Annotated in this window: 24 protein-coding genes; 10 read left to right on the forward strand and 14 right to left on the reverse strand. The window is 44.9% G+C overall.

Going from position 1 to position 26930, the window contains the following annotated elements; translation table 11 throughout:
- Nucleotides 1-20 precede the first annotated feature (20 nt).
- Nucleotides 21-1970, reverse strand: a complete 1950-nt coding sequence (glgX, locus tag L1D15_RS01240; protein ID WP_239874404.1) for a glycogen debranching protein GlgX — start codon at nt 1968-1970, stop codon at nt 21-23.
- Between the two features lie 450 nt (nt 1971-2420).
- Here glgX and L1D15_RS01245 point away from each other — a divergent pair, with 450 nt between their 5' ends.
- Entirely contained in the window at nt 2421-3761 is a 1341-nt protein-coding gene (locus tag L1D15_RS01245; RefSeq protein WP_239874405.1) for a carbohydrate porin, read from the forward strand.
- A gap of 83 nt (nt 3762-3844) precedes the next feature.
- A complete protein-coding gene (locus L1D15_RS01250; protein ID WP_239874406.1) occupies nt 3845-4705 on the forward strand; it encodes a MalM family protein in 861 nt (286 codons plus the stop codon).
- 61 nt (nt 4706-4766) lie between these two features.
- Here L1D15_RS01250 and L1D15_RS01255 read toward each other — a convergent pair whose 3' ends face one another.
- Complete coding sequence (locus L1D15_RS01255) at nt 4767-6386, reverse strand: methyl-accepting chemotaxis protein (protein WP_239874407.1); 1620 nt, start codon at nt 6384-6386, stop codon at nt 4767-4769.
- A gap of 370 nt (nt 6387-6756) precedes the next feature.
- On the opposite strand from L1D15_RS01255, the gene L1D15_RS01260 reads away from it, so the two are divergent.
- On the forward strand, nt 6757-8667 hold the full coding sequence (locus L1D15_RS01260) for a methyl-accepting chemotaxis protein (protein WP_239864553.1): 1911 nt from the start codon (nt 6757-6759) through the stop codon (nt 8665-8667).
- Nucleotides 8668-8913: 246 nt separating this feature from the next.
- Nucleotides 8914-9507, forward strand: a complete 594-nt coding sequence (locus L1D15_RS01265) for a cysteine dioxygenase family protein (protein WP_239874408.1) — start codon at nt 8914-8916, stop codon at nt 9505-9507.
- Nucleotides 9508-9564: 57 nt separating this feature from the next.
- Here the strand turns inward: L1D15_RS01265 and L1D15_RS01270 are convergent, their stop codons facing one another.
- Nucleotides 9565-10122, reverse strand: a complete 558-nt coding sequence (locus L1D15_RS01270) for an XRE family transcriptional regulator (protein ID WP_239874409.1) — start codon at nt 10120-10122, stop codon at nt 9565-9567.
- 161 nt (nt 10123-10283) lie between these two features.
- Here L1D15_RS01270 and L1D15_RS01275 point away from each other — a divergent pair, with 161 nt between their 5' ends.
- Nucleotides 10284-10892 carry a LysE family translocator gene (locus tag L1D15_RS01275; RefSeq protein ID WP_239874410.1) on the forward strand — a complete coding sequence of 203 codons (609 nt, stop codon included), beginning with the start codon at nt 10284-10286 and terminating at the stop codon, nt 10890-10892.
- Between the two features lie 24 nt (nt 10893-10916).
- Here L1D15_RS01275 and L1D15_RS01280 read toward each other — a convergent pair whose 3' ends face one another.
- From L1D15_RS01280 to L1D15_RS01290, 3 genes are all read right to left on the reverse strand, one after another.
- A complete protein-coding gene (locus L1D15_RS01280; protein ID WP_239874411.1) occupies nt 10917-11924 on the reverse strand; it encodes a Gfo/Idh/MocA family oxidoreductase in 1008 nt (335 codons plus the stop codon).
- Nucleotides 11925-12073: 149 nt separating this feature from the next.
- On the reverse strand, nt 12074-12664 hold the full coding sequence (locus L1D15_RS01285) for a GNAT family protein (protein WP_239874412.1): 591 nt from the start codon (nt 12662-12664) through the stop codon (nt 12074-12076).
- A 71-nt stretch (nt 12665-12735) separates the two neighbouring features.
- Nucleotides 12736-13557 carry an AraC family transcriptional regulator gene (locus L1D15_RS01290; protein ID WP_239874413.1) on the reverse strand — a complete coding sequence of 274 codons (822 nt, stop codon included), beginning with the start codon at nt 13555-13557 and terminating at the stop codon, nt 12736-12738.
- 402 nt (nt 13558-13959) lie between these two features.
- Between L1D15_RS01290 and L1D15_RS01295 the strand changes: the two genes are divergently transcribed.
- Both L1D15_RS01295 and L1D15_RS01300 read left to right on the forward strand, forming a co-directional pair.
- Nucleotides 13960-15009, forward strand: a complete 1050-nt coding sequence (locus tag L1D15_RS01295) for a hypothetical protein (RefSeq protein WP_239874414.1) — start codon at nt 13960-13962, stop codon at nt 15007-15009.
- 52 nt (nt 15010-15061) lie between these two features.
- Nucleotides 15062-16102, forward strand: a complete 1041-nt coding sequence (locus tag L1D15_RS01300) for a hypothetical protein (RefSeq protein ID WP_239874415.1) — start codon at nt 15062-15064, stop codon at nt 16100-16102.
- A gap of 63 nt (nt 16103-16165) precedes the next feature.
- Here L1D15_RS01300 and mnhG read toward each other — a convergent pair whose 3' ends face one another.
- The 8 genes from mnhG to L1D15_RS01340 all read right to left on the reverse strand — a co-directional run bounded on the left by mnhG (nt 16166) and on the right by L1D15_RS01340 (nt 23110).
- Nucleotides 16166-16462, reverse strand: coding sequence for a monovalent cation/H(+) antiporter subunit G (gene mnhG / locus L1D15_RS01305; RefSeq protein WP_239874416.1), 297 nt, complete (start codon nt 16460-16462; stop codon nt 16166-16168).
- On the reverse strand, nt 16459-16722 hold the full coding sequence (locus L1D15_RS01310) for a monovalent cation/H+ antiporter complex subunit F (protein WP_239875098.1): 264 nt from the start codon (nt 16720-16722) through the stop codon (nt 16459-16461). The genes mnhG and L1D15_RS01310 overlap by 4 nt, the downstream gene beginning before the upstream one ends.
- A gap of 10 nt (nt 16723-16732) precedes the next feature.
- The gene (locus tag L1D15_RS01315; RefSeq protein WP_239874417.1) at nt 16733-17209 is read right to left on the reverse strand and encodes a Na+/H+ antiporter subunit E; all 477 of its coding nucleotides are present in this window, start codon (nt 17207-17209) and stop codon (nt 16733-16735) included.
- Nucleotides 17206-18741, reverse strand: coding sequence for a Na+/H+ antiporter subunit D (locus L1D15_RS01320; protein ID WP_239874418.1), 1536 nt, complete (start codon nt 18739-18741; stop codon nt 17206-17208). The genes L1D15_RS01315 and L1D15_RS01320 overlap by 4 nt, the downstream gene beginning before the upstream one ends.
- Nucleotides 18738-19091 carry a Na+/H+ antiporter subunit C gene (locus L1D15_RS01325; RefSeq protein WP_239864534.1) on the reverse strand — a complete coding sequence of 118 codons (354 nt, stop codon included), beginning with the start codon at nt 19089-19091 and terminating at the stop codon, nt 18738-18740. The genes L1D15_RS01320 and L1D15_RS01325 overlap by 4 nt, the downstream gene beginning before the upstream one ends.
- Nucleotides 19091-21697 (reverse strand): hydrogen gas-evolving membrane-bound hydrogenase subunit E, encoded by a 2607-nt coding sequence (mbhE, locus tag L1D15_RS01330; protein ID WP_239875099.1) that lies wholly within the window; start codon nt 21695-21697, stop codon nt 19091-19093. The genes L1D15_RS01325 and mbhE overlap by 1 nt, the downstream gene beginning before the upstream one ends.
- 204 nt (nt 21698-21901) lie before the next feature.
- Complete coding sequence (locus tag L1D15_RS01335; RefSeq protein WP_239874419.1) at nt 21902-22093, reverse strand: hypothetical protein; 192 nt, start codon at nt 22091-22093, stop codon at nt 21902-21904.
- An 81-nt stretch (nt 22094-22174) separates the two neighbouring features.
- The gene (locus L1D15_RS01340; RefSeq protein ID WP_239874420.1) at nt 22175-23110 is read right to left on the reverse strand and encodes a universal stress protein; all 936 of its coding nucleotides are present in this window, start codon (nt 23108-23110) and stop codon (nt 22175-22177) included.
- 363 nt (nt 23111-23473) lie between these two features.
- On the opposite strand from L1D15_RS01340, the gene L1D15_RS01345 reads away from it, so the two are divergent.
- The 3 genes from L1D15_RS01345 to L1D15_RS01355 all read left to right on the forward strand — a co-directional run bounded on the left by L1D15_RS01345 (nt 23474) and on the right by L1D15_RS01355 (nt 26788).
- Nucleotides 23474-25294 carry an ABC transporter ATP-binding protein/permease gene (locus tag L1D15_RS01345; RefSeq protein WP_239874421.1) on the forward strand — a complete coding sequence of 607 codons (1821 nt, stop codon included), beginning with the start codon at nt 23474-23476 and terminating at the stop codon, nt 25292-25294.
- Between the two features lie 61 nt (nt 25295-25355).
- Nucleotides 25356-26432, forward strand: coding sequence for a beta-eliminating lyase-related protein (locus tag L1D15_RS01350; protein WP_239874422.1), 1077 nt, complete (start codon nt 25356-25358; stop codon nt 26430-26432).
- 95 nt (nt 26433-26527) lie between these two features.
- The gene (locus L1D15_RS01355) at nt 26528-26788 is read left to right on the forward strand and encodes a DUF5062 family protein (protein WP_239864528.1); all 261 of its coding nucleotides are present in this window, start codon (nt 26528-26530) and stop codon (nt 26786-26788) included.
- Nucleotides 26789-26930: the final 142 nt, after the last annotated feature.

Below are 26930 nucleotides of genomic sequence, written 5' to 3' on the forward strand. Positions count from 1 at the left end.
ATCATCAGAACTGCGTCCAATTAAGCTTTCGCGTGGAAGATGGCCATGGAAGCCGGTGCAATAAGTACCTGCTTGTGATCAATCGTCTGGTGGAGATCATGGTTGTCAGTATTGCAGACCATGGTCCATTGCTGTCCATTGTCGCTTGGTAGTGTAAATCGTGCCGGAGCGTTGGTTTGGTTGATGCAATAGAACAACTCGTCGCCGTGTTGTCCAATACCGAGCTGCAAGGCAACGGAGCTGAGCTGATTCCAATCATCGTGTTCCATGAAAGTGCCGTCAATACGACGCCAGTGGATTCGGTTATCATTTCTGTTCTCACCACTGAATGCGCGGATAAATGGCACCATATAAGTTTGGCGGGCTTGAACCATGTTGGCTAACCAAGCTTTGAATTCGCCTTTTTCGGGCGAAGTTTGCCAATTCAACCAACTTAATTCGTTATCCTGACAATAGGCATTATTGTTGCCTTTTTGGCTATGCGAGAGCACGTCAGCTGTCAGGATATGCGGAATGCCGAAAGCAAACAGCAAGCTGGCCATAAAATTGCGTTTTTGCTTTTCTCTTTTTTCTGTGATGATAGGGTTCTCGGTTTCACCTTCTACACCATAGTTGTCAGAGCGATTATCGCCATGGCCGTCACGGTTCTGTTCTCCATTAGCTTCATTGTGTTTTTGGCGGTAAGACACCAGATCTTGCATAGAGAAACCGTCATGATAAGTAATGTAGTTCACGGTGAGTTTGTACGGCCAGTTAGCCGCACTGTAAAGATCACGAGAGCCCATTAGACGGGTGGCAAACTCTTTGAGGTAGCCTTGATCACCACGCCAAAAACTGCGGGTAATATCGCGTAATCTATCGTTACACTCATTCCAACCCAATGGGAAATTGCCCACCTGATAACCATTTGGGCCGATATCCCAGGGCTCAGCGATCAGTTTCACCTCTTTAAGAACTGGGTCTTGAGCTACTGCCTTGAAGAACCCTGAATTGGCATTGAAGTGTTCTCCTTCCCGACCTAACGTCGCGGCAAGATCGAAACGAAAACCATCAATTTGATACTCTTCAACCCAGTATCTGAGTGTATCCATGACCAAGTTGAGAGTCGGTTGATATGACAAATCGAGGGTATTCCCACAGCCAGTATAGTTGGCGTAATGCCCAGCATGTTTAACGTAATAATGCTCATCTAGCGCTTTTAGATTAAAGACTGGGCCTTGCGCATCCCCTTCAGCAGTATGGTTGTACACCACATCGAGAATGACCTCGATACCATGTCGGTGCAGCTCTCTAATCGTTGTTTTTAGCTCAGTTACTGCATCTTGGGCGGCGTAGCGTGGATCGGGTGCCATAAACACGTAAGGGTTATAGCCCCAATAATTCACCTTATCCATCTTGAGTAAGTGAGCTTCATGCATACAAGCTGCAATAGGAAGTAATTGCAAAGTATTGATGTTTTGCTGCTTATAAAACCCAAGCATCGCTTCACTGACTAGTCCAAGGTATCGCCCTTGGTGCTCTGGTTGTACGTCTGGGTGGAGTTTAGTCACCCCTTTCACGTGGGTTTCAAACAGCACCATTTCTTCACGTGGACGATGTGGTCTATTGACACCTTGCCAGTCGAACTGGTCATCGGTCACCACACATTTTGATAATTCAAAACTTTTCGCTGAATTAAAGGGAATGGAATAAAAAAGAGGTTTATCCAGCGATTTTGCATAAGGATCTGAAATTAAGTGCGCTTTTCCTTTTTCAACAATAATGAATCCGTATTTCTGACCGGCTTTTATATTGGGAATGAAGGTGTGTTTTATTCCTGCATATTCATTTTCCAACGGATAGGTTTGGTAATGATTGCTTTCATCAAACAGAGCCAGCAAGAGATCTTTATTCTTCGGAGCATAAACCGCGAAGTTACAACCTTCGTGATTTAATGTAGCGCCAAGAGGATAGGGGCGAGAGAACGGCATGGTTAATCGCTTTATACGCTTGTAATTTAGTAACTGGAACTAAGTAAATAGCTTTGTTGTTAAGACGTCAAGAACCTTATGTATAAAATAAAAATGTAATTTTATTTCAAATTGAAGGCGCCTTTTTGTGTAAAAGGTGAGCTATGTGACGTTTTGTGAGGAAGCTATAAAAGAATCTTATACCTCCTCCCCCTTATATTTGTGACATAAGCCTAATGTACGGCGTTCGGTTATTTTTCTCATCCCTTCTCATCCCCCCAAAATAAGTGTTAGGTGGAGGAAGTCAGCCTTGAGCCTTATCAGTAAACTTGTCAGCAGTTGAAGCAAATGGGGTTTAGGCGATATCGCTTGGCCCATCTTACCTCTCTTTTTGATGGGTTCTGTTCCTGCCTTTTCAGAGCGATTCAACGAGTGAGCTAAAAGAATAATAAACCCTAAATGGAGTTAAAAATGAAAAAAGTAAGTGTAATTGCTGCCGCAGTGGCTGCGACATTAGCAGCGGGTTCTGCTTTCGCAGAAGACAAAGTTCAGCAAGGATGGCAAGTTAACGGTTATGGTCATCTTTTGTATAACGTTGGTCAGTCTCTGGCGCTAAACGAATCGTACGAACACCGACGTGACTACCGTGCGGCCGGCGCTCCTTTCTCAGGTAACCCAAACCAAGTGGAGTTCACTGTCACTCGTGGTGATAATTATGAGAGCGGTTCTTGGTCTAAATATGTTCTTAAAACAGAGTATGGAAACAACGAAGGTGGAAATGGTCGTGGATTCTATGGCTCTTCATCAGGAAATGAAGGTCACTTTGAAACCGGGCAGCTAGAATTTAAAGAAGCCTACGTTGAACTAGGCGATTTATCTTACTTTAAAGAAGGTACTAGTGTTTGGGCTGGTAAGCGTTACCTTAACCGTCAAGCTGGTATTATTACTAAAGAGTTTTGGAAACAATCATCAGGTGTTGGTGGTGGTATCCAGTACAATGACATGGGTCTTGCTGTTGTGTCTGCTGACTCAGGTGAGGGTAGCTGCCTAGATGCGAGTACTGGTGATGACTACAGCTGTAAAAATGATGGTCTAGACGATCAGCAACGTAGTACGACGATGACGTCAGTAGACTTTTACTACTACGGGTTTGAAGCATTAGGTGGTCGTTTTGACTTCGACGCTAAACTGATGACTCGTACCAATGTTGAATCTGTTAACACTGCAGAAGATGGATTTGGCCTTTCGGTGACTTACTCTCGAGATTACTATGGCTTTGATGGCTGGTCTCTAACAGCTTTGACTTATGGTCAAGGTGTTGCAGCAAACCGCGGGGTGAACTTTGGTCAGTGGAGTGGTAACTGGCAAAAAGATGATGAATCAATCTTCCTAACTTCTTACGGTGTTGCAAACATTACGGATAAACTGCAGTTAGGCACAGAAGTGACATACTGGGATCTTTCAAATGATGAGACGAATCAAGTATGGGGCTCTCAGGATGGTTTATCTCGCTTAATTGTTGGTGCGACTCCTTCTTATAAAGTGAACGAAAACTTCCGTATGGAAGCGACATTTACCTACGCTCTTGAAAGTTTGGGCTCTGATGGTACTTGGGGACGTGAAAAAGCAGATACGAGCTTCTATACCGCAACCCTTGCACCAGTTATGACTGTCAATGCTGATTATTGGGGACGTCCACAAATCAAGCCTTATGTATCCTATATGTCATCTAGCGATAGCGGTTATAAATGGAGTAATGGGGGAGATGATTCAGAAACACGCGTTGGTATTGAAGCAGAAATTTGGTTCTAACCATCGGCCATTACTTGGTAATATGTAATTTGGAAGGCGGTCGTTAGACTGCCTTTTGTGCTTTCGAGAATAAGGAAAATCAAATGAGAAATAGCCTCATATTGCTGCTATCTGGTATCGGATTATTTGGATGTTCTGCTTCTAGTGAAAATGCTCAACTAATGGAGCAAAGCCTTTCTCCAGTGCAAGCTCAAGTTTGTTGTGGAACAAGTCAAGAATTCCCATGGATTTTCTTAAAACAGAATGAAGAGCTGGAATTTACCATAGATACCGCTTCCCCAGTGTTTGATTTTAATACGGGGAAAAGTTATTTCGCTCCGTTTGCGTTTGACTCTCAGTCTGGTGCTGTTGAGCTAGTGATACGAAGCAATATGGAAGATAACCGTGTTGCTATCCCAGTCATAGAGTTGCTCGATCAAGATTTTAATACCGTAAAAACGCTTAAACGTGATGATTTCCAAATAAAATTTTCAGATGCTTTTGCGAGAAATAGATTTGAATTACAGATAAGTGTAGACACGATTCAAACCCCTTATATGGTGATATATTCAGACAACTCTGATCTGGGTGAAAGAATAATGGTTCCTCATCCGGCGAAGTTGAGAGCACAAGAAACAGGAGATCCTATGCCAATTGTTACGGATCCCACGTACTACGCTGCGAATCTTGGCTCTTTTAGCGTGAAGGTTAAAACGTTAACTTTGAGTGGATATAACCAAAAGAAACTCGTCGAGCAAAAGATAAGTTCAGACACGAAGAAATCGCCTTCAGCACAAATATTGGTGCCTGTTCCAGAAACTCAACAATACTACCATCAGGCGATTACCGCTGCGGTAGAGTCGAATGATTTAAACAAAGCCATTAGTTTGCTAGAAGAAGCAAAAGCACTAAATGTTGAAGGTGCACAAGAAATTTTCGTCAAAGCGGTAAACGCGAAGAAGTAAAAAATAATGGTTTAAAAAGCCGCAGCCAGAGGCGTCTGGCTGCGGATTTTTCGAGCAGGGGTTAGACTTTAAAGTACCTGAGCTGAGCTGTGAGATGTTCTGCTGTATTCGCCATCAGTTGGCTATCTTCTGCGAGTGACTGGGATGCTTGAAGCACTTCATTCGCTGCCAGATGAATACCGGACACATTTTCGTTCATTTCTGTAGCAACGGTACTTTGCTGCTCAGACGCTGCGGCAATTTGAGCGACCATATCATTTGCGTTTTGCATCTCATTGACGATGACATCAAGCTGTTCACGTGTTTTCGTTGATGCCGCAACACTTTCGTCGACTTTTTCATTACTGCTTTGCATTGCCGTAAAGGTTCTGCCTGCTTGCTCGATGAGTTTTTCAATGGTCATTTGAACTTCATTGGTCGAGTTTTGTGTTCGGCTGGCAAGATTACGTACTTCATCGGCGACAACCGCAAATCCTCGGCCTTGTTCACCCGCTCGTGCTGCTTCAATGGCAGCGTTCAATGCCAATAAGTTGGTTTGCTCTGAGACATCGCGAATAACCCCGACTACATTACTGATCTCATTAACGCCAGTTTGCAGGTCCGTTACCAAATCGTGAGCGGTGGAAATATTGCGAGAGACTTCTGCAATAGTGTGTGAAGTGGTTTGCATGGTTTGATCATTACGGTGAGCATGTTCGACCACTTTATTGGTGCTTACCGAGGTGTTTTCTGCATTGGTTGCCACATCTGAAATAGTCGCGCTCATCTCAGTCATCGCGGTAGAAAGTAGTTCTAACTGGGCATGCTGAGAATTAACGCTGGTCGCTGCTTCTTCACTGGCTTGAGCAATATTGCAGGCCATGGCACTGGATTGTTCTGCTGACTGGTGTGCGGTACGTAATGTCCCTTGCAGTTTGCTGAGCATTTTGTCGATTTGTTGGCTCATCTCTCCCAATTCATCTTTTCTCGACATACTCATACGAACTCGTAAATCACCATCGGCAATTTTATGAGTGTTATCGATCAACCGATATAAAGGCGTAATAATATTGTTTGAAATGGTATAGCCCATGCCGAGTAAGATTGCTGAAAGGATAGCAGCGACAAACGCTTCTTTCAGAGCAAGGGCATAAAAAGCCTCCTGAATATCAGAAACTAGTAAACCCGAACCGACAATCCAACCCCATTCTGGGAACAGCTGAACATAGGAGATCTTATCCTTAAGCTTGCCTTGGGGGCTTTTCCATTGATAGTCAAGAAACCCTTTTTGTGCACTGGTTTGAGAAATAGAGACCATTTCTCGCCAGTGGAACTTTCCCGCTCCGTCTGTGAAGCTCTTGGCATTTTGCCCATTTAATGCAGGTTTAATTGGATGCATAACAATTTGCATTTGTTGGTTTAGAATCCAAAAATAGTTTGATTCGTCGTAACGCAATGCCTTGATGGCATTTAACGCTTGCTGTTTAGCGATTTCTTCTCCGATCTCTTGTCTCTGATCGTAATAGTACTGAACTAGGCTGATAGCCGCTCCCACTTGAGCACTGAGCTTGTCTTCTCGCTCGTTCATGGAAGATTCCCTTTGCTGGATCAAATTATAGATACAGGCCATAGCGATAAAAATTATTGCCAGAGCCACTATGGTCGCCAGTTTATATTTGATAGTGAGGTCGCTGAGTTTCATTGTTAAGCCATTTTTATAGTTTGTGTTTTCATTTTGAAGGTGAACAGAAAGGCTATTCAATGTTTTGGAGATGAAAATTGATTCTTGTCATGAATAAATAATATTCATTTGGTTGCTTAATGAGTGGTGAGCTGGATCAAGGTAAAGCAACGGAGAATCATTTTGTTTGATGCATAGGTTCACATATTGCGATTATATCGTTGCTGTGAATGCATTAATGTCGTTTCAATGAGTTATTGAATTTGGTGTTTGGTCATATTCCTACCACAATCTATTAATAAACCTATTTATTAGATTGCGGTTGCCTCTAGTGAAGTGGTGTATGAAAAGCTTATGAATAATGAAATTAATGTGTATAGGATGAAAAGAGATGAGAAATCTAGGTTTTAAAAAGCTATTGCTCATTTCCATTATTGCGCTGGTGGTCATATCTGTATCTGTTTCAAGTTATGTCGCTTATGTGAAGCAGGAAGAGACGCTGGTGGAGTTAATTACCGCCTCAAACCAAAGCTACGTGAAAGGGCAAGCACAAAAGATAGCGGATCAACTAGGAGAGAAGGTTGGTGGTTTAGAGAAGTTGGGTAAGCACTTTGAAAGTAAAGAAATAACGGGTACGCCTGACGATTTTATTGAGCTCACTCATGTCATTGCTAATGCCACTAATTTGAATAGCTCTGTCGTTGCCTTTACTAATGGTGACGCGTATTGGAACCAAGAAGCCAGCTCATGGCCTAACCACAAGTTTGATGGGGATGTGACCACTCGGGGCTGGTATCAGGCAGGGCGGCAAAGTACCACGACATCAATTACTGAACCTTATAAAGGCAGTGAGGGCAGTGAGTATTGGGTGTCGATTGTCCGTAAGACATTAAGTGGCATGATTTCTGTGGATATGCAGCTGGGTTTCCTTAATGAGATTGCTAAGAGTGCAAACAACATTCCTGGAGCGGTTGCTGTCATACTAAATAGTGATACTACCATTCTGGCTTCATCAATGGATGATGTGGAGGCCGGTAACAAGACAGACAAATACCCTTGGCTTAATACTGTCGCCAATAAAACAATAGGGAAGACGGATGTTGTTTACGATGGCCATGAAGGAGAGATCGAAAAACTGTTCTTTTCCCATGAAATCAATATTGCGGGCAAGAAGTGGTATTTTGTGGTCGGTCTGGACAAAGACATCGCCTTTGCTGATCTTGCGTCCGCTAAGCAAGCGGCCATCTTTACTGCAGTGATTGCGACGGTGATCAGTATTATTGTTGCGTTACTTGTCATGCAGGTACTGTATCGTCCTATTTTGGTGTTAAAAGAAACCATCGCAGGGCTGAGTGAAGGTAATGGCGACTTAACACAACGTATCACAGTGACTACGAATGACGATTTAGGCCAAATTTCGGAAGGTGTGAATAAGTTTATTGCTAGTTTGCAAACCATGATGTTGGAAATCAGCGAAGCGACTAACCAGTTGAACGGCAGTGTAGATCGTATGCGTGATCAGAGTCAGCGTAACTCCTCCATTCTCCAAAGCCATGTACAGGAAACAGAGCAAGTGGTGACGGCGATAGAAGAAATGAACTCTACCGCTGAAGCGATGGCAACAGATGCGGCGAATACGGCTCAGCTGACGCATAAAGCTAACGAAGCGGGTTCAGCATCGAAGGTGACAGTCACTCAGGCGCAGAGCAATGTTCAGGACTTGGTCGATGATGTTAGTGTCGCTTCAGAGAATGTGAACAAGATGGCGGCGGAAACGGATGGTATCAATACTATTTTGGGTGTCATAGGCGATATTGCCGAGCAGACCAACTTACTGGCTCTGAACGCTGCTATTGAGGCTGCTCGTGCTGGTGAACAAGGGCGTGGTTTTGCGGTCGTTGCTGATGAAGTTCGCAAACTCGCGAGCCGAACTAAAGACAGTACCGAAGAAATTGAATCCGCATTGGCTAGTTTGCTTCGAGGTAGCCAATCAGTTGTTGATTCTATGGATTCCACCAAAGCAAAATGCGGTCAGACAGCCGAAGGCGCAGGGGAAGTAGCTGAAAGTCTTGATGTGATGACTGACTTCGTGACAGAGATTAATGATCTGAGCACGCAAATTGCGACCGCAGCTGAAGAGCAAAGTAGTGTCACGCAGGAGCTGAGCCGTAACATGAGTGCGATTAATGACATCGTGGGTGAACTCGATAGTAATGGTCAACGGGCACTTGAAGATGCGCACAGTATTGCTGATATCAATGCTCATTTATCGAGTATCGTCAGTCGATTTAAGCTGTCATAGCATTGAAGAGAACCTAACAAGGGCCTTGCTTAACCGCAAGGCCCTTTTCGTTTTTGGTTAAAGTATGACTGAGACAGGTTCAATAAAGCAATTGGGTGTTTTGTTAATTACTTGTTAATTCGTGACGACATTCTACGAACGGCACTTCTATGTGATACTTTTTATGCATCTTGTTGTCTACTCGTTCATCACCTATAGACATTAGGCGACTTGCCAAAACATAACAGGATGTGTGAGGAGGACAATTTGCGACACTCAGCGATTACTCAGGAGCAAGCTCCAGCTCTGGCTGCGCTACTTGATAGCGACTACCGACTTAATTTTCAGGAGCTTATGGAGCAAATTAAGTTGTCTAACAAACCACTGTCGCTTGCAACGATAAGATTCATACTTGAAAACGTGGCTTTGAATGACACTGAAATAAAGGCATTAGCCAGCTTTGATAAAGACAGTTATTGCCGAAAGCGTCTGTTTAAAAATGACCACTGTGAAGTGCTCATCTTGAGTTGGCTAAATGGTCAGAGAAGCAAAATTCATGACCACTTAAATACCGCCTGTGGCGTGCGTGTACTGCATGGTGAAGCAACAGAGACCTTATTTGAAACGGCAGCGAACGGCCATATTTACGCGTCTCAATCCTCCCATTACCAGCAAGGTAGCGTGACTGTCAGCAAAGACAACGATATTCACCAAATTTCCAATTTGCAGGCTGATGATGAGCCTCTGGTTACGCTGCATGTCTACTCTCCGCCGTTACAACAGTTCCATTTGTACCAGCTTGAAGGGGGCGAGCCAGAGCTGCTGGATTTGCAGCAAGATTCTTGGTTCTATGAAATTTGATATCGAACTGACAGCTAATAATGCGAAAGGCGAGCCATGTTGCTCGCCTTTTCATTTCTACCGATATTCTGAAATCAACATTGCTCGTGTATCTTCTTCCAACGCTTCAAACATATGTGGCAAATCTCCGGGGTAGGAAATGTAATCCCCTTCCTCTAGTTCATGAGGGTCCAATTGCAACCCGAGTTTCGCTCGACCTTTGACAATAACCACATGCTCTACAACACCCGGGTGATGAGGTTCTGAGATAAATGGCTGACCGGGTTTGACTTCAATCCAATAGATGTCGCGGCACACATTCGCTGGGCTGGCTGCGAGTAACACGGCTTGGTAATCCTTTTGCTCCGAAAACACGCTCACTCCCTTACCGTAGCGAATGACTTTGGTCGTTGGAGTTGGTGTTTCGATTAGACGAGAAAAAGGAATGTCAAGGACAACGCAGATGGACCAGAGCGTCTCTATACTTGGGTTTCCAACGCCATTTTCGAGTTGTGAGAGCGTCGATTTCGCGATGTTAGCGCGTCTTGCGACCTCAGCGATACTTAAGCCAGCATTCAACCTTTCAGCATTAAGAGTGGCAGCGATTTGTTCGATTGGCGGTTTACTTTGATCCACAACGCTCTCTCTGGTCAGTGTGTTTCCGTTCATTATAAAAAACGATAGCATAATTTGACAAACGTTTTTCTGGTGTTCATTATAAAATTCATTCGTTCATTATAATGTTTATTTTCGGTTGCATTCGGTGGTAGTAACCAATAAACGTCGAGGTTTTTATTATGGAATACCTACTCTCTGTCGCTTTGTTTGCGGTTTCATCTTCAGTGACCCCGGGGCCAAATAACATAATGGTGATGACATCTGGACTGAATTTTGGAGTAAAACGCAGCCTGCCGCTGTTAACCGGTATTTGTGTTGGATTTACTTTGATGTTGCTATTGGTAGGGCTGGGCTTTGGCGAACTTTTTTCTTTGTTCCCTCAGCTTTCTTTGGCGGTCAAAGTCATGGGAACGCTTTATCTTTTATATCTCGCATTGCAGATCGCCATGGCTGACAGTGTGAGTGCTGAGAAAGCTCGAAATCGACCGCTTGGTTTTCTAAACGGAGCTTTGTTTCAGTGGGTCAATGCCAAAGCTTGGGTGGTGGCAATTGGTGCGATATCCGCATTTACGACAATAGGTGAAGGGTATATGACTCAAAACCTGACCATCGCCTCGATGTTTTTTATTGCCTCGTTCCCTTGTGTTGGCGTGTGGTTGGTGTTTGGCTCTTCGTTACGCCGATACTTAGACAAACCAGCCTATTTGAAAGCTTTCAATAAGCTGATGGCGTTGCTACTCGTCACCTCTGTCTTACCTGTGGTTGGAGAGATCATTGGGCAATTCTGAATGAAAAGCTTGGCGCTATTATGACTATTGATGAGAGGCGTGCAGTAAGTGCGAGAATCCGTTGTCTTTTAGGCTTCGCTCCATGAGAGCAATCACCTGGCGACTGGTTTCATGAGGAACAAAGTCCGAGCTCGATTTACCATCAATGATCAGCTGGGATAAATGAGAAGCTTCAAACTCAAATCCACCGCCTGCAGGTAAGTGTGAGATCTGGGTATGTTCACCTTTGTAAGTGACATCAATGACGGTTGGATTCCACCACTTATCTTGGATAACAATTTCGACCTCTGTCCCACGTATTGTCGCGACGCGTTTTAGGTTTTGGCTGATTGAAGCGCCAATCTTACCCTGGATACCGTGACTAAACGTAAACTCTACGGTTTCGTCTACCTTGGATTCATTGTTGTGCTTCTGATAGGTCACCGATGGTGGTTGGATCTCACTCTGTTTGAGCTGGCAAAGATCAGCGTATAGCCAGAGCGCATAAACGCCGACATCTAAAGTCGCACCGCCGCATAAGTTAGGGTTGAAAATTTGTTGTTGAACATCAAATTCATGCCAGTTGCCGAACGCCGCTTCGATTGATTCTATCTCAATACTGTTTTTTTGAATGAAATCCCGTAGCGCTCGGTAAGCTGGAAAAGTCACTGACTTCATTGCTTCCATGAGCAAGAGGTCTTGTTTATCGGCCAGTGCCTTCATGTCGTCCCAGTCTTGGGTGTTAGTGAACGCCGGCTTTTCAACCAGAACATGCTTGCCATGATCTAAGAACAGCTCAACCATGCTTTTGTGAAACGGATGGATAGTCGCAATGTATACGGCATCAACATTTGGGTCTTCTGCCATGGCTTGATAAGAAGAATAAGCGCGCTCAGCCTGATATTGCTGGGCAAAAGCAGCAGCGCGTTGTTCATCTCTGGCTGCGACGGCATATAGATAAGCGTTGTCGACATGCTGAGTGAGATCGGCGGCAAATCGATGTGCAATTTTACCCAGCCCGACAATGCCCCAACGTACTTTTTGTTCTGCCATATTAATTTTTATCATTCTAGTATTTGTGAGGTTGATACTAGCGATGAGCACGGGATTACGTCAAATAGAAGTGGTTGGACTGAATGAGAAAGCCGCCGGAGTCGGCGGCTATAGATTGAGGTAAGCGCGCACCTTTACCTAGGTTGTTTTTAGGACTTGTTTAGTGCCCAATACTGCTTAGCCGTTATACCGTAATACACTTTATCGTCGAATCCTGATTCAACCTTGTAGTAGTCAACTTGGCGACCTTCAAATGTAAAACCGCATTTCTCCATAGTTTTGTATGAACCTGTGTTAGCGCCATAGCACTCAGCACTGACTTTGTGGCTACCTAACTCAGTAAATGCAATATCAGTGAGCAAACGACAGGCGCGAGTAGCGATCCCTTTGCCCCATGCATGGACGGGAAGTTGATACCCGACTTCGTAGTTACCTTCGAGAAACATCACCTTAGATAATCCGCACATGCCCATGTAATGGCCTTGTTTGCCTCTAATCACAAATGTTGGGCTATCTGGCCATTCACCTTTGGTTATTGCGCGTTCAGTGTTTTCAATGATTGGGGTAAAAAACGCGTGGAACATGCTTTCCTCTGCGGGAGCAAAGAATAAGTAGGCGTTTACCTCTTGGTCGTTAAGCATTGGAATGATGTCATTTAGATCTTCGCGTTGAATCAATTTGATGTTTAGTGAGTCGCCAAAGGAGATTGATTCACCACGTTTTAGTTTTTTGTATGTCATTGTGTACCTCTCAATTTGCTCAGCATGGTAGATCAATATCCGCGCCGAAAATTGGATATTTGCGACAAGTGCTATTCAAAATCCCCGTAGATGTCGATAGTCAGGTCTCGGTTTTTGAGGTACTTAGCTGGTGTCCGATTGAGCTGGTTTTTGAGCTGACGGATTAAATGGGATTGATCACTAAAACCAAATGCTTGTGCAAATTCAGCCCAGTCGGGCTCGGTATCTTGCTCATAGATAGACAGCACAATTTCTTCCAGTTTCATCATCATAAGATATTGTTTCACGCTTAGCCCAGTAACTTGTTTGAAGTACCTTTCTAGTGTTCGCCTCGAACATGCACATTGGTCGGCAATCTGTTCGATACTCCAGTCGGATAGGCGATTTTCTACTATTTTGGTCGCTTGCTGTGTAATAGAGAAAGCGCGGTCTTTTTTGCTATTTAGGTTGAGCTGGTGGAAATGATGATGAAATACGTCAAGCAGATTTGATTTGTCATTTGATTGCCATAGCTGGTTGTGGAGTGCGGGTCCGAAAAACGTATCCAACCAAGTAGGCCAGCCACATTGGTTAAGATGATGACCGACAGAAGAATTGAGTAGGTACAGCCCCTCTGGCCTGAAAGTGATACCTATGCGTTTTAGTGGGACAGAGTCGTCTAATGACAGTAATTGATCACTCACCGAAAGCAGGTGACTCCCTTTACCTTCAAATTTCGTTATGCCGCTGTCGTAACTGTATTTTTGTTCGTCCGGCGTAAAGAGCAAATGAGCCCTTGGATTGGGGATGAGCCTTGGCTGCTGCTCGATGACATCGTCTGCTGCCAGCTCCAGATACCAGATTTGATGTATTAACCATTCGAAATCTTGTAGCGGTTGTTTCCAAGTAATCATGGCACATTCAGTTTAGGGTTTTGTAAACAGTTTATGTGATGCAGCGTTCTGACAAAACGCTTCTAATGAGGTTTTGCTATAAAAAGTCAGGAATTTCGGATGGTTACGCATTTCATTAGGTGATCCACATGTCAGTAAAATGAGTCTTTTTGGTGATGCCTAATCCATAAACAAAAAAATTCATATCAATTGTTCGTATAATCCCTTGTGATATCACATTTTATTAACATCTAAGTGTTGTTTTTTTAACCTAGTGCAAAGGCTCTCATCGGATGAGTTGAATAAAAGAGAGCCGAAGACTAATCCTATTTAACGAGCAAAAGTGGTTTCGATGTTTGGAATTTTGCTCGCTGATGACAAAGCAAATAACGCTAATTTCAGGACGAAAAGGTTAATAACATCATGAAAATAATGACAAAGATTGCCTCCATTGCAGTGGCAATTGCGTTTTCTAGTTTCACACATGCTGCCATAGGAAACTACAAGGTTGTGCTTATTCACGGCTTTCAATCGGATCAATTGCAGTCCAAACCTGATGCTGCTCAGGTTGAGCTTGAAGGTGAAGATTACTGGAAAGAGTACTGGCTCCAATACGCTGACGCTCGGATTGACTGGCCTGCTTATGAACGTGTTGAAGGCAAAATCTCCAGCGAATACGCTTGGCCTAAACTCCAAGAGCTGTCCCGCAATGGAACCTGCCAGTCAGGGTGTATTTTTGTGACGCACTCCGCTGGTGACCTTGTTGCACGATACCTGCTAGACAATCAGGAAAACTGGCTGACTAACGCTGGGTTAGAGCCTCTGAATGTTGTCGCTACTTACGATTTTGCTGGTGCTGGTGGCGGCTCTGAGCTTGGGGATATCGTGGTCAACATCATCGAAGGAGGAGGCTGGGCAAACAGTGCGATGCGCTACGCTATTTCACTGTGGCTGGGGGAAATGCCTAATCAGGAAAACTCAGGTGTACTCAATGATCTAAAAGTCTCCAATGCACGCCAGATAGCGCGTCTGTCAGAGCACCGCATTCCTCGAATTCGATTTATTGGTAATGGGACTGACTATTTCAAAACGACGTCGGTTTTTCTTCCCGGCAATGATGACGGTGTTGTGGCGGCGCATTCCTCTTGTGGCGCAGCAGAGTCAGGAAGTTACGACAGCTGTTCAACAAGCTTAGCGATGAACGGCAAGATCGCCTCACAAAGCAAAGGCGTCTCTAACTTTATGCCTGAGCACTATCCGTTGATCATGGGAGACGACTACAGCCATAGTGATGTTGTGGGCCCTAAACACAAAGGGGAAGTCACCTCTAGTGTGACGGATGTGACGCTAGCCAACGGACAGTCTGTCGGGGTTACAACTTACAAAGAAAATGGCTGGTGGGGAACCAAATATCTGTACGTACAAGGGTCTAATAAAGACACCATGTCTGAAATTGCGGTTGGCTTAAACTGATCGTATGCAGGGCTGAGTATGATGTCCCAGCCCTGATTTCCTGGAGAACCTTATGAAGACTAAGTTATGGGTATTCAGCTTCATCACTGCGTTGACAGCAGCAGGCTTCATCTTTTGGCCAAACCCCGTTGAGACATCCGAATACGCCAAGCCTAGGGGAAAAGTGGGTCATGATGCTGCTCCCCTTCCTGAAGGGGACAATCGCTTTGTTATTTCAAAGCCGGCCTCGACAAAGAGAGCAAACTCTATCGAGACGAAGGCAGTGGCATTGAAATTAAAGCAAGTGGCCATCAAACATCAACAAATCCTTCAATACCCATCATACTCTCAACCGATAGTTAATGAGAGCAGTCCTTACTTGAACTGGAATGCATTCGAAGTGGTTGAAACTCCGATATTGGACGGCAAATCAACGGCTTCGTTGGGCGTTAAAAAATATCGATACTTCCATCCTGAGCAGATTGCGGTTGAGCTCAAAACGCAGCAAGCCGTGCTTGGTGCTTCACTGGAGGTCGTCTCTGTCGCTACGCAGAAGAATCTCGCGACCTTATCTGCGGATGAAATGCAGTGGCAAATTACGCCGGGTAAAGATTGGCCTGAAGAGCTGAGATTAATCGCGCGTGTCGACTTTGAGCGAGGAGAAGATATTGTTAGTGCCGATGTGCGTTTGTATCATTCAGTCGCGAGTGTGGTGTCGGTATCAGAAGGATATGCTCAGGGGCCGGATATGAAGATTCCGGTCACGTTACAAATCGATAAAGAAGGCATATACAGACTCCGTGCGAACCTCTACAAGCAAGGCGGTAAAGCCATTGCGTCTTTAGTTGAGAAGCAACGATTGTCAGAGGGTGAGCAAACATTGGAGTTAAAAGCGTTTAAACGAGTCTTGCCAGAGGGCGAGATCGCTCTAGAGCTACGTGATGTGGTGATTGAACGTATGTCAGGTCACCCCGGAGAAAAAGCAGGTTATGGGCAGAGCGATGCTGAGAGTTATCCAGTTGGTCGTTTTGATTCCGGTACGCTGACGGATGAAGAGTACCAAATGACAGAGCAGGAAGAGCAGCAACTGGCTTTTCTGCAACAACTGCTTTGATATGCACTGGAGGTGTTGTGACCGAGGCAGAGTGCGTTATAAAGAAAAGGGAGACTCTGCGGTTTAATTTTTCTTGCGCCAGATTTGGTAACCACTTTCTCTGGTTGCCTTACCGAGCAAGTGTGCAGCCACAGGTGCAGTGATAAAAATAAATAGCATGGTGCCAATGACTCTTGAAACGACCGTAACATCCGGTATTGCAATTGCGACGGCTAATAGCAGTGAAGCTAAACCAACAGTCCCTGCTTTGGTCGCTGCGTGCATTCGCGTGTATAAATCGGGCATTCGCAAAATTCCGAGGCTGGCGATTAAAATAAACAGGGTGCCAAGACAGAGTAGTATTCCAACAGCAATGTTCATGACATGTCCTCTTTTCTTTTGAAGATCAGCCTTGCAAAGGCAATCGTACCTAGGAAAGCGACCAAGCCGAGTGTGATAGCGACATCCAACAATGACGCTTGTCCGCTGTCTAACGTGTAAACAGCAATGAAACCTACAGTGATAAATGCAATCAGATCAAGTGCGACTACTCTATCTGCTAATGTTGGCCCGAGAATCAAACGAATGAACGCCATGACGACGCTGAGCAATAAACCTAGGTAGGCAAACGTGATACTCATTGATAACCACTCAGCCACGAGTCACCTCCAAAATCCGCTTTTCTAGCCCATCTTTTATTTCCCTGATTACCTTTTGGTGTTCGGGAGCAAACATGGCATGCACCACCATATACTTCTTATCTGATGTGACATCTAAGCTCAGACTACCAGGGGTCAGTGAAACCATGTTGGCGAGTAACGAGATTTCTAAATCCGACTCAACGTCTAACGGAACATAAACAATATCAGGGTCACTTAAATGAGTGGGGGTGATCACATCCCAGACAACTTTAGCTACCGATATTATCATCTCATAACAGAAGTACAGCAGCAGGCTTATCAAAGATCGAAAGCGCCGGAAATAGCTGGTTTCCAATCCAAACGGTTGGCTTAGTCTCAAAGCAAAGAAGCCCACAACAAAGCCGACGATAAAGTTCACACTGGTATAGTCACCATTGAGTAACATCCATGCCAGCGCGAGGAATAGATTCAAAAAAAAGTAAATCACAGTGTCCCTCCCGTGGCATGTCCGTTGAGGTGTTCTACTCGACTTTCTCCCAACACGGCTTGGATGTACTCTTGCGGTTCAAGTAACTGCTCAGCGGCTTGAATGGCAAACTGGTACACTGGCTCAGCAGCCAAACCAATAATCAGACTCAGCGTGGTTAATATTGTGATTGGCGCGTAGTACAGCCATTGCGTGTATTGATTCAGAGGTTTTTGCTTTATATTTTGCGGCGACGGTTTCCAAAAGACTTCATTCCAGATTTTGGTCATCGAGAATACCGTTAGTAGACCAACCAATAGTGCCGTTCCTGCTAACCAGTAATGCTCGGCCTGTAAACTCGCTTTGATAACGAGAAACTTACCCCAGAACCCAGACAACGGTGGAAAACCTGCCAGTGAAAATGCAGGTACAAGAAACAAGAACGCGAGCCAAGGCATGGCTTTGTACACGCCACCTAACTGATTGAGGTTGCCAGAGCCATATTTACGCTCGATAAAACCCCCGATTAGGAATAGATTTGCTTTCACTAAGATGTGGTGGACGATGTAGAAAACCGCACCAGCGATCGCTATTGGTGTATAGACTGCTAAACCCATGATCATGTACCCGATCTGGCTGATGATATGGAACGATAGAATCCTTTTGATATTGTGCTGACTTGCCGCCCCTAATACGCCTGTCAGCATTGTCAGCCCCGCTACCCACATTAAGGTGGGTTGCCATCCACTTTCTGATAACGGAAAAATTAAAGTGAATGTACGGATGAGGGCGTATACCCCGACCTTGGTCAGTAAGGCTGCAAACAAGGCAACAACAGCGCTTGGTAAGGTGTGATAGGAAGCGGGAAGCCAAGCAAAAACAGGGAACAAGGCGGCTTTAATTGCAAAAGCAAATAAGAATAGAGCGGCGAGTAACGTTTTAGTGTCGGGTGCAATTAGGGAGGCCTTGGTATGTAAATCAGCCAGATTCAGTGTGCCAGTCGCACCGTAAAGCAAACCAATTGCGAGTAAAAAGACTAAGGTTGAAATGAGATTGAGCATTACGTATTTCACAGCCCCATCTATTTGCTTCTTTGAACCGTCCAAGATCATTAAGCCAAAGGACGCAATCAACATCACCTCAAACCAGACGTAGAGGTTAAAAATATCACCAGTAAGAAACGCGCCATACACCCCGGAAAGCAATACATGTATGAGTGCATGGAAGGTGCCGTATGAGCGCTTGCTTTGCAGATCTGCCATGGCGTAAAACACACTGATAACACCAATAATGGCTGTCACCATTACCATCGCCACCGTGAGATAATCTGCCACAAAGACGATGCCAAATGGCGCTGCCCACTGACCAAAAGCCACCGCCTGAGTACCACTTTGAATAATACTCTGTGTCAGCATGATACCAATAACTAAAGTCGCGATTGCACTGGTACCGCTTATCGCATCGACCAATTCATTTCTTCGCTTTGCGCAAAAAATCGCAACAGCAGTGAGGAGTGAGATCACGACAGGTAATGTCAGCCAAATCGTTGTCATTCATCCTCCTCTGAGCGCTGCATGGCATCGATATCCGCTGAGTCTGCTTCTGAATACGCGCGATAAAACAGCATCAAAGCAAAAACCAGCAGGCCGAAACCAATAACAATGGCAGTTAAGATCAAAGCTTGAGGGAGCGGGTTTGCCGCCCCTTCTGGTGGTAATATGGACTGTGTATCAATCAGCGGTGGTAACCCTGGTGTTAGTCGTCCAGCGGTGAAAATCGCGATGTTTACGGCGCTGCTTAATAAGATCAAACCAAAAAGTAAACGTAATATGTGTCGCTCTAGCATGAGGTAAATACCAGAAGCAACAAACACTCCGACAACAAGGCTCCATAGTATTTCCATCAGTCCAGCTCCTCATTCACACGCAGCAGCATCCCCATCACGCCACCAATAATGGCGAGATAAATACCTACATCGAATATTAACGGCGTGCCGAGCGGTAAAATATCCTTCCACCATAAACCGGTTAAAAACGGCAGGTTGAAAGCAAAGCTCATCAAACCAGCCACAAAACTTAGGAAAATGCCGAATAGAGCGATACTAAATGGTGAGTAATACAAGCGTTCGCGAACATACTTTGGTGATTCGGCAAACATCAGGAGCGCAAAACCGATTACGGCGATTAATGCACCGATAAAACCGCCGCCCGGTTCGTTATGACCGCGTAACAAGAGATAAAGAGAAAATACCAACATCAATGCCGCCACAATATGAGCTGTCGTTGCAAAAATGAGGGAGCGGATACGATTGCGTTTATGATAATGCGTTTGCAATAGACTCACAGCTACAATCCCAGCCATGACAACGACGATGACTTCACCCAAGGTATCGAAGGCACGAAAATCCACCAGAATCACATTGACGATGTTACGTCCATGCCCACCTGGAACACTGTTCTTTGCAAAGAAATCGGCCAGTGTGGAATCTAAAGGTTGCGCTGTAATGTTGATGAGTAGTGCTGTCACTGACATACCAATCACACCAGCAATGACGCCATGGATAAGTTTCCGGCGCATCGAATGTTGAGGCACTGTCAATAACCCTGGGATGTGGCGTATCAATAGCACCACAAATACCACCATTAAGGTCTCAACCAACAGCAAGGTCTTTGCGACATCAGGAGCGCTATAAAGCATGAAAACCAAGGTCGTCATAAAGCCCACCACCCCAAGGGAAGACACCGCCAGCAGTCGGGAAGTGGTAAAGGTACACACGAGCGCTGAAGCTATGAGCAACAAAGCAATACTGCTTTCATAAAAGCTGATGTCACCTAAAGCTGTAAAGCGCTCTTGTGGAACCGACAGTGGACTGCTCAATAACACACCAGCTAATACAACAAAGAAAAGCAGTACATAACGGCTTAAACGTTTTTGCTGTAGTAACTGTGTCTGCCATTGTGCTAAGCGGATCATGTTACTCATTATCTTGTCGAACATGGACTCTGCGGTTGGCAGTGTCGTGAATTTGCTTTGCCAACTCTTCAATAAGCTTGGATAGACGCGATACAAAATATAACCAAGCAGCAGAGTAAACACACTTAGTACTAAGGGTAAGTTAATCCCTTGCCATAACTTGGCGGCTTCTGGTGCTGAGTTTGGTAAGCTCGACAAAACACCCGGCTTGACGATGTTGTTGTTAATCCACTCTAAGCCTAATATCGGTGCGATTGCGCTGGCCATCGCAAGCAGCATTGCTGGTATCCAAAGTCCTTTGTTCACTTCTATCTTCTTCGTGGGCGCTGGGCTTCCCTCATGTGCGCTAAAGAAAGGCTTAATGACTAGTGCAAGCGCGAGAGCCACCATGGTGACGTTAACTACAAAGAGTACGGCAGTCGTGAGTAAATTGACGTCTAATCCAGATTTGTACATGTACTCCTTACTCAAGAAACCAAGCAAAGGTGGAACGCCAGATTTCGATAAGGCAGCAATGATGGCAGCAATGAGGCTGAGTACTAACACCGTTTTTAAGCCATGGAGTACTCGAATGTCACGCGTTCCTGCCGCTTTATCAATATTGCCCACGACCATAAACAGTGCTGCTTTGTAAAACGAATGTGCCAAAATAAACAGAAGTGCAGCTGTTACGGCAAACTCAGTCCCGATACTAATGAGTAGAACTAATTTGCCTAATGCTACATTGGTACTGTATGCCAACATGAGCTTTAAATCAGTCTGCTTAAGCGCTAGTAATGCACACCAAATGGCCGTGAAGCCGCCAAAGATACCCAATGTATAAAACCAAATGTCGCTGTGCGAATAGATAGGCGCAACTCGGGCAAGAAGATACACACCCGCCTTAACCATAGTAGCGGAATGTAAATAGGCACTGACAGGGGTTGGGGCAGCCATAGCGTTGGGCAACCAGAAGTGAAATGGGAATTGTGCCGACTTGGTAAATGCACCGAGCAAAATCAGAGTGAGTGAAGGAACGAACCAGTCATGCTGCGCGATGACTGCACTTTGCTCAATAATGGTGCTCATTTCATAACTGCCAGCCATTTCACCTAGCAGAATCAAGCCTGCCAATAAGGTGAGGCCGCCAGCTCCTGTGACGATTAAAGATTGCAATGCATTCTTGCGTGATTTGTCTTTCTCATGATGAAAACCAATCAAGAGATAGGAGGTGATGGTGGTCAGTTCCCAGAACACAAAAAGAAGAACAATGTTATCGCTCGTCACCACCCCCAACATAGCGAGCATAAATAGCGTCAGATAAAGATGGAAAGAAAACCGCGCAGAGGTACCCTTGAGATAAGCCAGTGCGTATGTCTGAATGAGTGCCCCGATACCACTAATCAAACATGCAAACAAGAAGGATAATCCGTCCAACTTAAAACTTAAGTTTATGCCTAGCCCTGGAACCCAACTGGCGTGCCAACTTACCCCTCCTGGCTGATAGAGGTCGATGAGCGTGACAAAAATAGCTAGCGGCAGCAGAGGAAAAGCCATCCAAGCTAGTGAATAAATGTTAGGTAATTGAATCTGTTTATTGAGAGTTGGTTTATTCAATAGCACTCATCCATTGAGTTGACAGTGAACAGGAAATAGCGGTGACAGATTTATTTATCTACCTGTGCAACCAGAGACCGCCTAATAATAGTAGACGGCCTCAACGGTGCTGCACTCTTTATTTTTTACAAGATTACCATAGGGTTATTTGCACTCTGATACCGTATACGAGCGTAATTCTCTCATTGTCTGCTCCTGGTTTAGCAAAGAAGCTGGTTCGCTCTCTCCGAGACTTAAGGCATCGAAAGAACAATCACCGATGTCATTTCTTGGGCAGATGTGGATATTGGAGCGTTCAAGCATTTCCGTATGACAAATTGGACATAGTGGTTTCATACTTTCCTCCTGAGTCGCTTTTTTAAGCGAACTTTCAAAACACTGAAATAGGTTGTAGGATCAGTAAAACAACTTGTGGCTTTATCCTATCGGCGAGACGAAGCCTTCAGGCTTAAGGGCCACCAATGAGCAATTGATGGATTGCAATATATTCTCCGCGGTGTTGCCGATCACAAAACCTGAAATACCGGTTCTTGCCAAAGTACCCATAACTAACACATCGACTTCCAGCTCATCGACATTTTCAGGTATTTTTTCATCTGGCTTGCCATGAATTCGATGTATCACCATATCTCCTGAGATACCAGATTCGTCGATAAGCATCTGCAGAGCTTGCTGGTGATTTTTTCGTGCGTTCAAAATATCGTTGGTGAGTTGTTCTTCATCGACTTGAATCCATACGTGATTGTCGAGATAGTTCTCCAAGTAATGTTCCCAACAAGAAATGATGTGAAGGCGGCTGTCACAGGTATCTGCAATTGAGCGAGAAAGTTCAAGTAAGCGTAACGAGAGATCATGTTGCTCTGCACTCGATGTCATTGGGTCAATAGCAACTGCAACACGGCGTTTTCCTCTAGGCTTATCACTCACTCGTTGTAACCAAACTGGGCATGGACATTTACGTAGCAGCGTCATATCTATGGCTTTGAATCCGTCAGTGCCTTCATTGAGTGGTTCAGCTTCTTTGATCACCAGATCGTGATTGGCTGTAATCGCTTCTTGAATGATACAAACCGCAGGTTGTTCGCTACTTTTAACGGTGAGTGGGAATGGCACTTGCTCAGGTGAAATGTCATTCTTTTCACGGATCTGCTCAATATTCTGTTGTACAGAGCTGCGTAGAGATTGTTGGTAGGTTTGCTGATACTGCTGCATGTCACCTGGGAAGTCAGGGCAGGCAACTAAGCCAGCAACAGGTACCTGATTGTTGGCAGCAATTCGAAGTGCTTGGCCTAGAGCATCACTATGGCCGGGAAATCCTTGTGTAGCAAAAAGTATGTTCTCGAATCGTCTCATACATACCTCCTTGGTAGTAGTTAAATTAAATCACTTGAGAGACATATTCGCCAACATAGAATTGTAACGGCTTATGAGAGGAATGATATTTGTTCTCAATCAGGAGGTTGCATCCATATTCAAAAGGCTTTAATGCCGTAAATGAGTCATATGCTTGAGAGGATGTAACAAAATGATACGGGTTGGGTACCGCTGCGTTGTTCGTTTAGAAGTTAGCGACCTAATCGCTACTAAGACCCTCTCAAGTGACAAGTATTGAATGATCTCAAGACCCAGTGGTAATCTCATTAACAGTTGTCTCGCATAGTATGGTGGAAGCTAGTTGTCGCTTTGACCTGAACTGCTACTAACCAAGGCGTATTTATGCAAAGTGCTGAGCAGCGTCAGACGGGGTCCACCCCTGATCAACAAACCGGCTCATCCTCCCAAGGAAAAAGTAAGAATCTCGGCATTCTTCTAGAACTGATTAAATTCATTAGACCATATCAGTGGAAAGTTATCGCCGCGCTGGTGGCGTTGGTTTTGACGGCGTCATTAACACTGTCAGTTGGCCAAGGTGTACGACTTTTGATAGATGAAGGTTTTGCCCAGCAGTCGACGCAAGAGCTCAGTAATGCTATTCAACTCATCCTCTTACTGACGGTGATGATTTCAATTGGGACCTTTTTTCGCTTTTACCTTGTTTCTTCGGTAGGAGAGCGCGTGAGTGCCGATATTAGGTTAGCGGTTTTCAACCATGTGATAACTCTGCACCCTAGCTACTTTGAGACTCATAGTAGTGGTGACATCATGTCGCGGATCACAACGGACACGACTTTGCTGCAAAGTATCATTGGCTCTTCATTTTCGATGGCGATGCGTAGCGCTTTGATGTGCATTGGCGCGTTAATCATGCTGTTTGCAACCAATATCAAATTGACGCTGATCGTTCTAGGATCGGTTCCTTTTATTCTCGTCCCTATTTTGTTTTATGGCCGCCGAGTAAGAGCTTTGTCCCGTCAGAGTCAAGACTCAATGGCTGATGTAGGGAGTTATGCAGGTGAAGCCATTGAGCATATCAAAACGGTTCAGAGCTACAGCCATGAAGCACAAGAAAGAGCTTCATTTGCTATGGAGGTTGAGCGGGCGTTTGAGATTGGTCGGCAAAGGGTTAAGCAACGTGCAATATTGATTTCGGGTGTGATTGTCATCGTGTTTAGCGCAATCGCAGGTATGCTCTGGGTGGGTGGTCGTGATGTTATCCATGGAACTATGTCTGGAGGTGATCTCGGCGCGTTTGTCTTTTATGCCATTATGGTGGCTTCTTCACTCGCAACCATTTCTGAGGTGCTGGGAGAATTGCAGCGCGCGGCAGGAGCCACCGAAAGGTTGGTTGAAATTCTGCACGTCGAAAGCCATATTGTTGCTCCAAACGATAAAGCCGTCTCGGCTCAGTACCTTACCAGCGAAGTGAAGTTTGAGGATGTTACATTCTATTATCCATCGCGACCAGAACATGCTGCAATTGAGAATTTAGTACTCAAGGCTGAAGAAGGAAAAGTATTGGCCTTGGTTGGGCCATCTGGCGCAGGTAAAACGACACTGTTTGAACTTCTACAGCGCTTCTATGACCCACAATCAGGGCAAGTGACTTTAGGGGGCGTTGATATTCGCCAACTGGACCCTAATCAACTGCGTCAGCAAATGGCGTTGGTGCCTCAACAACCTGCTTTGTTCAGCCATAATGTGTTACACAACATTCGCTACGGCAGCCCTGAAGCGACAGATGAACAAGTAATTGAAGCCGCGAAAAAAGCACACGCACATGATTTCATCATGAAATTACCACAAGGTTACGATAGCTTCCTTGGTGAGCGGGGAGTGCGCTTGTCAGGTGGCCAGCGTCAGCGTATCGCCATCGCACGGGCTATTCTCAAAGATCCTAAAATTTTGCTTTTGGATGAAGCGACCAGCGCACTAGACAGCGAGAGTGAACACCATGTTCAACAAGCGTTGGAAGCGCTTATGCACAACCGTACGACCCTCATCATTGCTCATCGCTTGTCGACGATTCAGCATGCTGATCAGATTGCGGTGTTAGACAGCGGTCAGCTTGTGGATGTGGGCAACCATAATCAGTTACTGCAAAGCTGTGATCTGTACCAGCGGTTGGTTGAATTGCAGTTTAAGCCTATGGACCGATAACGCTTACCCATAGGCGATGGCGGAAAACAAACATCTCTACAAACTCAAGGAAAGAATAATAATGAGCAGTCAGTTGAAACAGCTTTGTCATACGATTTTACCCGGCAATAAAGAAGAATCACCCGCCGAGCACTTTGCCAAAATGGCAGCATGGTGTGAGGAGCATAATGTCGCTCACGATATATATGGCGAAGGAGAAACCATTCAGGCGTTTGAGCAGAAAGTGGCGGATTTGCTTGGTTATGAAGCTGGTTTGTTTGTCATCACGGGAACGATGACACAACCAACCGTGTTGGAGTTGGTCACCAAACAGAAACGCAATCCAGTGGTGGCGATGCACCCTTCCAGCCATATCTATGTCCATGAAAGGCAAGGTTACCAACTGCAAAATCGTTTCAGTATTCTTCCGGTTGGTAACCTATATCAGGCATGGTCATTAAGTGATCTCCAGGCATGGCCGGATGAAATTGCGGCGGTATTGTATGAATTGCCAATGCGTGAAATTGGTGGCCAACTGCCAAGTTGGGAAAGTTTAGAAGAGATTAAGTCTTACTGCTCAGCGGATGATATCCATCTCCATATGGATGGTGCAAGACTATGGGAAACCGCTGCCTATTATCAGAAGGAATATCATCAAATCGCTAAAGGCTTTGATACCGCTTATGTATCACTTTACAAAGGGATCAACGGTCTGGGTGGCTCTATGCTACTAGGATCAAAGGAATTTGTTGAGCGCGCATCGATTTGGATGAAACGTCAGGGAGGAAACGTTTATCATCGCACACCTTATATTGTGTCAGCGGCAATGCAGTTTGACGATAGATTGGCAAAACTGCCTGCACTTTTTGAGCGAACTAAACAAGTTTACAAGATTATCCGAGAGTATCCGGCTCTTGCAGTGAGACCCGCTGAACCTCAGTCAAATATGCTGCATCTAATTGTTCCTTTTAGTTGTCAAGAAGTGAAAGAGCTGCAACACGCTTTTGCCACTAAAGAAGGTATTTGGTTCGGTCACCCACAAGTCACCGCGCATCCAAATCAATCCATCATAGAATGGTATGTTGGTGACAATCTATTGGAGTTCGAAGACAATGCTCTGAGAGATTTCTTCGCTAAGCTGCTGGATGACAAGGCGTGAGTCAATCACATGGGATCTCAATCTGAGAGCCGGTTAACATGCCTAATTGGAAGCTTAATGTATTCTAAGCGGATTCTTTATAGAGGACTCTATCAATGTCAAAAAACTCCAAGCTGCACAATGAAGATAAGCTGGTTAAGAAAGCGCTAGAAATAGGTGCAAAGATGGCTAAGATGCAGGGATTCGAGCTGCCTCAGTCGCCTCAACCAGTGAGAGTCAAAGCGATTTACCTATTTTTGGTTGATGCTAAGCAAATAACGCCGTTACCTGATAGCAAACTTGACGGTGCCAATATCAAGCATAGACTCGCATTATGGATCCACAGTGCATTGCCTGATAACGATCCTTTAAAATAGAAAAGATCCAGATGTAAAAAGGCGAACCAAATGGGTTAGTGCCGTTCGGTTTAGGACTTGAACGAACTTTGGATCGTATGATATTCCTCACTAACTTTTTTCGTGGGGATTTTTTATATGTGCTCAAAAATGGTTTTGGTAC

The sequence above is a fragment of the Vibrio sp. Isolate25 genome (assembly GCF_022398025.1).
GTDB classification, from domain to species: domain Bacteria; phylum Pseudomonadota; class Gammaproteobacteria; order Enterobacterales; family Vibrionaceae; genus Vibrio; species Vibrio coralliilyticus_A.

Excerpts from the sequence above, each read along its gene's own strand:
- L1D15_RS01350 (WP_239874422.1), top strand. The coding sequence starts at position 25,356 with ATGAGCAGTCAGTTGAAACAGCTTTGTCATACGATTTTACCCGGCAAT.
- L1D15_RS01340 (WP_239874420.1), bottom strand. The coding sequence starts at position 23,110 with ATGAGACGATTCGAGAACATACTTTTTGCTACACAAGGATTTCCCGGC.
- L1D15_RS01300 (WP_239874415.1), top strand. The coding sequence starts at position 15,062 with ATGAAGACTAAGTTATGGGTATTCAGCTTCATCACTGCGTTGACAGCA.
- L1D15_RS01280 (WP_239874411.1), bottom strand. The coding sequence starts at position 11,924 with ATGGCAGAACAAAAAGTACGTTGGGGCATTGTCGGGCTGGGTAAAATT.
- glgX (WP_239874404.1), bottom strand. The coding sequence starts at position 1,970 with ATGCCGTTCTCTCGCCCCTATCCTCTTGGCGCTACATTAAATCACGAA.
- L1D15_RS01260 (WP_239864553.1), top strand. The coding sequence starts at position 6,757 with ATGAGAAATCTAGGTTTTAAAAAGCTATTGCTCATTTCCATTATTGCG.
- L1D15_RS01290 (WP_239874413.1), bottom strand. The coding sequence starts at position 13,557 with ATGATTACTTGGAAACAACCGCTACAAGATTTCGAATGGTTAATACAT.
- L1D15_RS01355 (WP_239864528.1), top strand. The coding sequence starts at position 26,528 with ATGTCAAAAAACTCCAAGCTGCACAATGAAGATAAGCTGGTTAAGAAA.
- L1D15_RS01320 (WP_239874418.1), bottom strand. The coding sequence starts at position 18,741 with ATGACAACGATTTGGCTGACATTACCTGTCGTGATCTCACTCCTCACT.
- L1D15_RS01295 (WP_239874414.1), top strand. The coding sequence starts at position 13,960 with ATGAAAATAATGACAAAGATTGCCTCCATTGCAGTGGCAATTGCGTTT.
- L1D15_RS01325 (WP_239864534.1), bottom strand. The coding sequence starts at position 19,091 with ATGGAAATACTATGGAGCCTTGTTGTCGGAGTGTTTGTTGCTTCTGGT.
- L1D15_RS01310 (WP_239875098.1), bottom strand. The coding sequence starts at position 16,722 with ATGAGTATCACGTTTGCCTACCTAGGTTTATTGCTCAGCGTCGTCATG.
- L1D15_RS01335 (WP_239874419.1), bottom strand. The coding sequence starts at position 22,093 with ATGAAACCACTATGTCCAATTTGTCATACGGAAATGCTTGAACGCTCC.
- L1D15_RS01275 (WP_239874410.1), top strand. The coding sequence starts at position 10,284 with ATGGAATACCTACTCTCTGTCGCTTTGTTTGCGGTTTCATCTTCAGTG.
- L1D15_RS01250 (WP_239874406.1), top strand. The coding sequence starts at position 3,845 with ATGAGAAATAGCCTCATATTGCTGCTATCTGGTATCGGATTATTTGGA.
- L1D15_RS01285 (WP_239874412.1), bottom strand. The coding sequence starts at position 12,664 with ATGACATACAAAAAACTAAAACGTGGTGAATCAATCTCCTTTGGCGAC.
- mbhE (WP_239875099.1), bottom strand. The coding sequence starts at position 21,697 with ATGGCTTTTCCTCTGCTGCCGCTAGCTATTTTTGTCACGCTCATCGAC.
- L1D15_RS01245 (WP_239874405.1), top strand. The coding sequence starts at position 2,421 with ATGAAAAAAGTAAGTGTAATTGCTGCCGCAGTGGCTGCGACATTAGCA.
- L1D15_RS01255 (WP_239874407.1), bottom strand. The coding sequence starts at position 6,386 with ATGAAACTCAGCGACCTCACTATCAAATATAAACTGGCGACCATAGTG.
- L1D15_RS01345 (WP_239874421.1), top strand. The coding sequence starts at position 23,474 with ATGCAAAGTGCTGAGCAGCGTCAGACGGGGTCCACCCCTGATCAACAA.
- mnhG (WP_239874416.1), bottom strand. The coding sequence starts at position 16,462 with ATGAACATTGCTGTTGGAATACTACTCTGTCTTGGCACCCTGTTTATT.